The 6348-nt window shown below is 45.4% G+C and carries 8 protein-coding genes; 3 read left to right on the forward strand and 5 right to left on the reverse strand.

Annotation, left to right across the window (positions count from 1 at the left end):
- Both ABDW16_RS31050 and ABDW16_RS31055 read right to left on the reverse strand, forming a co-directional pair.
- Nucleotides 1-760, reverse strand: a 760-nt coding sequence (locus ABDW16_RS31050; RefSeq protein ID WP_343675339.1) for an SDR family oxidoreductase, incomplete at its 3' end; no start/stop codon positions are given.
- A gap of 210 nt (nucleotides 761-970) precedes the next feature.
- Nucleotides 971-2065: an alpha/beta hydrolase gene (locus tag ABDW16_RS31055; RefSeq protein ID WP_343675340.1), complete on the reverse strand. Its 1095-nt coding sequence runs from the start codon at nucleotides 2063-2065 to the stop codon at nucleotides 971-973.
- 98 nt (nucleotides 2066-2163) lie between these two features.
- Here ABDW16_RS31055 and ABDW16_RS31060 point away from each other — a divergent pair, with 98 nt between their 5' ends.
- Nucleotides 2164-2982 carry an SDR family oxidoreductase gene (locus ABDW16_RS31060; protein WP_343675341.1) on the forward strand — a complete coding sequence of 273 codons (819 nt, stop codon included), beginning with the start codon at nucleotides 2164-2166 and terminating at the stop codon, nucleotides 2980-2982.
- Here ABDW16_RS31060 and ABDW16_RS31065 read toward each other — a convergent pair.
- Nucleotides 2940-3221 carry a hypothetical protein gene (locus tag ABDW16_RS31065; protein ID WP_343675342.1) on the reverse strand — a complete coding sequence of 94 codons (282 nt, stop codon included), beginning with the start codon at nucleotides 3219-3221 and terminating at the stop codon, nucleotides 2940-2942. The genes ABDW16_RS31060 and ABDW16_RS31065 overlap by 43 nt on opposite strands.
- Nucleotides 3222-3243: 22 nt before the next feature.
- On the opposite strand from ABDW16_RS31065, the gene ABDW16_RS31070 reads away from it, so the two are divergent.
- Entirely contained in the window at nucleotides 3244-4134 is an 891-nt protein-coding gene (locus ABDW16_RS31070; protein ID WP_343675344.1) for an AraC family transcriptional regulator, read from the forward strand.
- Nucleotides 4135-4296: 162 nt separating this feature from the next.
- On the opposite strand, the gene ABDW16_RS31075 is transcribed toward ABDW16_RS31070, so the two are convergent.
- Nucleotides 4297-4614 (reverse strand): metalloregulator ArsR/SmtB family transcription factor, encoded by a 318-nt coding sequence (locus ABDW16_RS31075; protein ID WP_343675346.1) that lies wholly within the window; start codon nucleotides 4612-4614, stop codon nucleotides 4297-4299.
- On the reverse strand, nucleotides 4601-5050 hold the full coding sequence (locus tag ABDW16_RS31080) for an SRPBCC domain-containing protein (protein WP_343675347.1): 450 nt from the start codon (nucleotides 5048-5050) through the stop codon (nucleotides 4601-4603). Before ABDW16_RS31080 ends, ABDW16_RS31075 begins: the two co-directional genes overlap by 14 nt.
- Before the next feature lie 120 nt (nucleotides 5051-5170).
- Here ABDW16_RS31080 and ABDW16_RS31085 point away from each other — a divergent pair, with 120 nt between their 5' ends.
- On the forward strand, nucleotides 5171-6322 hold the full coding sequence (locus tag ABDW16_RS31085; RefSeq protein WP_343675349.1) for a macrolide family glycosyltransferase: 1152 nt from the start codon (nucleotides 5171-5173) through the stop codon (nucleotides 6320-6322).
- Nucleotides 6323-6348 lie beyond the last annotated feature (26 nt).

Consider the following 6348-nt stretch of genomic DNA (forward strand, 5'->3'; position numbering starts at 1 on the left):
ACCCTCCCCACCTCCTCCGGCAGGCTGGCCAGTGGCATAAGCGATTTTGTTGGGCCGTAGGTCTGATCACGATATCGTTCACATCTACATCTGCAGGCTGGTCAATAGCATACGCAATAGCCCGCGCAATGGCATCAGGCGAGATGGCAATCTGCTCCGCCCGTACTTTCATTGACTCCTTGATGGCCAGATTGGTCATAGAATCTGAAAAGTTCGTTTTAATAAACCCCGGTGAAACACTGGTAACCCGGATGGTGGGACCAGCTTCCTGCCTGAGGGCATCTGCCACTGTGCGCACAGCATTTTTGGTAGCTGCATAGACTGCCATCATTGGTACGATCTGCAGACCGGCGGTAGAAAGGGTATTGACGAAGTGCCCGGAATTTTGTTTCCTAAACACCGGCAGGGCAGCGGCAATGCCATATAATACCCCTTTAAAGTTAACGTCAATCATATCTTCCCAGTCCTCCACCCGAAGCTCGTCTAAGGGCGAAATAGGCCCGATTCCGGCGTTATTGATCAGAACATCTAATTGACCATAGTGATCGAGGGCAAGTTGTACAAAATCAGCCAGATTTTCCCTCTTTCTCACATCCAGTGGCATATAAATTCCCCCGGTTTTTTCCGCTACTGCGGCTAACCGGTCAGTTCTGCGGGCGCCTAGTACTACTTTAGCGCCCTGGGCGGCCAGCAGCAGGGCGGTGGCTTCGCCTATGCCGCTGCTGGCGCCGGTGATGGCTATTACTTTATCTTTTATCATGCTACAAAGGTCAGGGCGGCAGCACTGAGAATAGTAGCCAAAAATGTAAAAGGTGTAGCCAAAATGTTATTTCATAGCTAAAAGGACGAAAATCTGATGCTAATTATGGCCAAAGGGGCCAAAATCTAATGCTAAAGCAGTTGATATGTTACTTTGCGGCTAAAGCCGTTAAAATTGTTATTTCATAGCAAAAAGGACCAAAGCCTGACCCTAAAGCTTCGCGGCTAATGGCCTTACGTCATTGACCAGGTTTAAAAGCAATTTTCCAGGTTCTTCAAACATTAACAGATGCGATGAGTTCTCAAACCATATCCCTTTTTTAATCGGCGCTTTTACGGCTTTTAACCACGCTTCAGTAGGCGCATTAGGCGTAGTATAATCATGCCTGCCCATGTACATAAACACCGGAACAGGAAACGACTTTATACCTTTCAAATTCACCTCCAAAAACTCAGGGAGTAATTTACCCAATGTAAACAGGTTCCCATTGTCAATGGCATCCACATCCTCAAAACTATATTCCGGCGAGATAAAAGGACCGGCAAAAAAATAACGGGAGGCATGCCTGTAAGCACTCAATCCACCATAATATTGCGCCCATTTTCTTGCAATGATGATCTTTTCTCTCGTGATAGGCTGATCACCTGGATAAGGCGCAATACTTTTTAATTCAGTCAATGCCGTGTCATTGTGATTTTGTTGCGCAGTTGCAACCGCATATTCGTAACTATAATGCTCATTTTCCCGGGTATTAATAACCTGCCCAATACCTATATAAGCATAAAACAAATCCGGCCTTTTCAGGGCCGCCTTCATGCCCACAATTGTACCCCAGCTATGGCCCACCAGGATCACTTTCTTTTTATGATAGCGTTGAATGATCGTCTCTGCGATCGCGATCGCGTCGTTGACATAATTGTCAATGTGAATGGTACCGGCAATTGAATCCGGATCAATATTCAGAAATGTTCTTCCCGCGCCGCGCTGGTCGTAGGTAACCATGGTAAAATACTCTTCCAGTGGCCGCTGGTACATCCACATCACCGGCGAAATAGGGGAGGCTGGGCCCCCGTGGATGAACAGGATCACAGGATTGTCTTTATCCTGCCCCCTGGTATAGACCCATTGTTGAATACCACCAATGGGAAGCTTGAAATTTTCCTGTATGCCATTGGGACTGACGATTTTTCCAAGGTCGGACAGGTATAACCTGGCGCGGTTCAGGCCGGGTTTGAGACTGTCTGGTTGCGCAAAAAGCGATAATTGTAGTAATAGCAATAAAACGGTCCAAATGGTTTTCTTCATAGCTCGGTTTGATTTATACAAGTAATTGTTTCATGGAGACAATTCCGGCCCTGATTCCCAGGCTAATTTTGTCCTGTTATCAAAAAAATAAACAAATCATGAACAAGACAATATTGATCACCGGATCATCTGCCGGTATTGGAAAAGCTGCTGCACAATATTTCGCTGCCAAAGGTTGGAACGTCATTGCTACTATGCGTTCTCCGGAAAAGGAAACAGAATTAACAACATCCGACAATATTTTTGTCACCAGGCTGGATGTGCAGGAAAAGGACAGCATGCAGCAGGTGATTGCTGAAGGTATTAAAAGATTTGGAAAGATTGATGTACTGCTCAATAACGCGGGGTATGGTTTATTCGGTCCGTTCGAACTGGCAACGGATGCACAAATCAAACAACAGTTCGATGTCAATGTATTTGGTTTGATGCATTTGACCCAGGCAATACTGCCGCATTTCAGGGCAAATAAAGGAGGCACTATTATCAATGTGTCCAGTATGGGGGGCCGCATTACCTTCCCGATTGTGAGCCTGTACCATGCTACTAAATTTGCTGTGGAAGGGTTCTCTGAGTCGCTGGCATATGAATTGTCCGCGCTCAATATTAAGGTGAAACTGGTGGAACCTGGTGCAATTGCTACTGGTTTTGATACTGCCGCTAATTTTACAGGTAATCCTGAAATTACTGATTATGACGATTTTGTACAGGGGTTCCTGAACCTGTGGGGTTCCAAAACCCAGGAAAGAACAACTGCTGCAGCCGTTGCCGAAGTGATTTATGAGGCTGCTACTGATGGCACTTCCCGCCTTCGTTATATTGCCGGCGAAGATGCCCGGGAACTCCTGCAGGTAAGGATGTCAGGGGAGGAGAGGTATCATGAGCATATGCAGCAGCACTGGATGCCGGAGATGAAGTAACCTGGTGAATTGAAAAAAGATGCCACCACTGGTATTAAACCAACATCTATCCAGATGAAGTAACCTGGTGAATTGAAAAAAGATGCCACCACTGGTATTAAACCAACATCCATCCAGATGAAGTAACCTGGTGAATTGAAAAAAGATGCCACCGCTGGTATCAAACCAACATCCATCCAGATGAAGTAACCTGGTGAATTGAAAAAAGATGCCACCGCTGGTATTAAACCAACATCCATCCAGATTATGTAAATTAGTGGTATGAAAAAGCCTGAATCGATAGAAGATTTCTATATTAACAGAGCTATCAACAGCCAGCCTTTAGTATTTAACCTGCTCCGGTATGATGATTGTCTGCACATGGACCCTCAGCCTTACCGGCGCAGGGATTTTTACAAGGTGAGTTTTATGCGGGGGCGCACCCTGTTGCACTATGGCGATAAATCGCTGGAAGTGAATGGGGATGCACTGGCAATCTTCAGTCCTGATGTACCTTACACGGTAGATATGCCCGATGGTCCGGCCATTGGGCAATATTTCATTTTTAAAGGAGTTTACCTGGCAGAGTATTTCAGGCGGAATATCAAAGAACTTCCATTATTTGCCCCTGGTGCTCATCCTGTATACGAACTGGATACCGTACAGGCTGCGGCTATTGCCCGGCTTTTCGATCGCATGGAACAGGAATTTAAGTCAGATTATGCCTACAAGGATGATTTGATCCGCAATTGTATCGTCGATATCCTGCATTATGCCATGCGCATGGAGCCGGTGGCAAAGCGTCATTTGCAAACTGATGCCAGCGTGCGCATTACAGGGGTATTCAATGAACTGCTGGACAGGCAGTTCCCGGTTGAAAACCTGAGTCAGCAGTTTGAGCTGAAATCACCGGCTGACTTTGCCTCCCGGTTAGGTGTGCATGTCAATTCTCTAAATCGGGCGCTGCGAACCACTACCGGAAAGTCTACGTCTGCTTTGATAGCAGAGAGATTGGTGACAGAAGCGACTATTTTGTTGAAACATTCGGAATGGAATGTGGCGGAAATAGGGTTTAGCCTGGGGTTTGAAGACCCGGCACATTTTAGTCACTTTATCAGGAAACACACAGGGCAGGCGCCTTCCAGTTTCAGGTCTATCCCTGTTCATGCATAAGGGAAGATCTATGGAAGAAAAAGTCAATAGCTGGAAAACCCAATAGCCCAAAAAGATCCTCAATAGCTAGAAAGTCTGTTGATCTGGAAAGATCATTAATAGCTGAAAACCCAATAATCCCAAAATCTCCCCAATAGCTAGAAAAACCAATCACCCCACCTCTCACCCCTTCGCCCTCTTCTTCAACACTCTCCCCAAATTCCCCATCTTCTCCTCCCAAAACCGTTCATAATATTCCAACCACCCCCTTATCTCCTTAAACCCATCCGGATTCAACTCACAATACCGCTCCCGACCCTGCTCCGTAATCATTATCAACCCCGCCTCATACAGGATCTTCACATGTTTAGACACCGCCGGTCTGCTAATTTCAAAATTCTCTGCCAGTGCATTCATAGAAAGCTTCTCTTTTGATAACAAAAACAGGATCTCCCTTCTTCCCGGGTCGGCAATGGCCTGAAATGGATCAGGTTGTAGCATTTGCTTTTTCATTTAGTAGTGTCTCCAATCTCTTGCGAATCCGGCCACTCCATCCGGCACCCATAAACAGGCTGGATAGATAATTTTTGAATCCTTTAAATCCCCTATGCTCCAGGTGCACCTCCGTTCCATTCTCCTTAGGAATCAACGTCCAGGTGAGCACAGTATCCAACGTTATCACCCCCGGTGCAGGACCTCCTTTCCAGCTATACACCAACCGTTTACATTCCACCACTTCCTTCACCTCACAATAGATAATCCCGTCAAAATCCATTTTCGGGATCGGCTTCGTATGAAAATTAAATGTATGCCCTACTACCGGCTTGAAATCGTTCTTCATCAACCACTCGGCTATAATTTCAGAAACCGTCAGACACTCCCATACTGCCTCAGGCGAATGTGGAAAATACCATTTGAAAGATAAGTCTCTATTCATAATCTGTAACTTTTGAGTTACACAAATATATGTGTAACCTAAAAGTTACGCAAATTTATTTCTCATTTTTTAAAATATCTGCTCAACACCCCCGTCTACATTCTTACAAAACAATACTACATGTCAAAAGTATTATTCCTGAGTGTCCCTTCGCACGGACATGTGAACCCTACTATTGGCCTCGTCAGCGAGCTGATTAAACACGGAAACGAAGTCACTTACTTCGCTACTGAACCATTCAGAGAGAAAATTGAAGCCACCGGCGCTATATACGAACCCTACCTGGTTGACCTGGACCTCTTCAAACCGGAAGAAGAAGGAGAAGAAGATCCCATGTTTAATATGATGAGAGAGGCAACAAACATTATTGACGATATACTGGGAAAAATAGAAGGAAAAGAGTTCGCATATATTATTCATTCCACCCCATTCCCCTTCACTGAAGTATTCAAACAAGTGTTGAATATACCCACCATTTCATCTTTAGGTATCTTTTTAGGGTTAGATGATTTTCTAAAGAATGGCGACATGTTTCCAACGCCACCTGAATACACAATCATGCGAAATGAAATAAAGACAAAATACGGCGTTATCCTGCCCGAAAAGTTTACCCAGTCGCTCATCAATCTCGGCGAACTCAACCTCGTCTATTCCTCCCGCTACTTTGTACCCGAAAACCAGTTATCCGATGGCACCTACCGCTTTGTAGGCCCGCCTGTATTTGACCGGAAGGAAAAGACAGGCTTTCCCTTTGAATTATTAAAAGACAGGAAAGTAATTTACATCTCCCTCGGCACCGTATTCAGCAATTTCAAGCCTGCACTCTACCAGGTCTTCTTCGATGCTTTCGCTGGCAAAGAGGTTACCGTAGTCATGGCTGCCTACAATGTAGACCTGAACAAACTTAAAATTCCGGACAATTTCATTGTTCGTCATTATATCCCACAGCTGGCCATCCTGCAGCATACTGACGTAGCCATTACTCACGCTGGTATGAACAGCATCAGCGACCTGCTGTACCACAATGTGCCTTTTGTAGCCATTCCCCTCGGGGCAGATCAACCCGATCTTGCCGCAAGAACCGCTGCACTTGGTGCTACCATCTCACTGGATCACGTGACCCTTACACCTGCTATCCTGCAGGATGCGGTTGAAAAGGTGCTCCGCGATCCTTCATATGCAATGAATATGCAAAAGATCAGCGAATCTTTCAAAGATGCTGGTGGTTATCCAAAGGCAGTTGCTTACATCAATGAATATATAAATGATTAAGTTCTGCAGGTTGAGTGTGTGTTAAC

Origin of the sequence: Chitinophaga sp. (genome assembly GCF_039596135.1) — a bacterium.
In the GTDB taxonomy this organism is placed as follows: Bacteria; Bacteroidota; Bacteroidia; order Chitinophagales; family Chitinophagaceae; genus Chitinophaga.

Coding starts and splice junctions, on each gene's coding strand:
- ABDW16_RS31075 (WP_343675346.1), bottom strand. CDS start 4,614: ATGCTACAACCTGATCCATTTCAGGCCATTGCCGACCCGGGAAGAAGG.
- ABDW16_RS31085 (WP_343675349.1), top strand. CDS start 5,171: ATGTCAAAAGTATTATTCCTGAGTGTCCCTTCGCACGGACATGTGAAC.
- ABDW16_RS31065 (WP_343675342.1), bottom strand. CDS start 3,221: ATGGATGTTGGTTTAATACCAGCGGTGGCATCTTTTTTCAATTCACCA.
- ABDW16_RS31060 (WP_343675341.1), top strand. CDS start 2,164: ATGAACAAGACAATATTGATCACCGGATCATCTGCCGGTATTGGAAAA.
- ABDW16_RS31080 (WP_343675347.1), bottom strand. CDS start 5,050: ATGAATAGAGACTTATCTTTCAAATGGTATTTTCCACATTCGCCTGAG.
- ABDW16_RS31055 (WP_343675340.1), bottom strand. CDS start 2,065: ATGAAGAAAACCATTTGGACCGTTTTATTGCTATTACTACAATTATCG.
- ABDW16_RS31070 (WP_343675344.1), top strand. CDS start 3,244: ATGAAAAAGCCTGAATCGATAGAAGATTTCTATATTAACAGAGCTATC.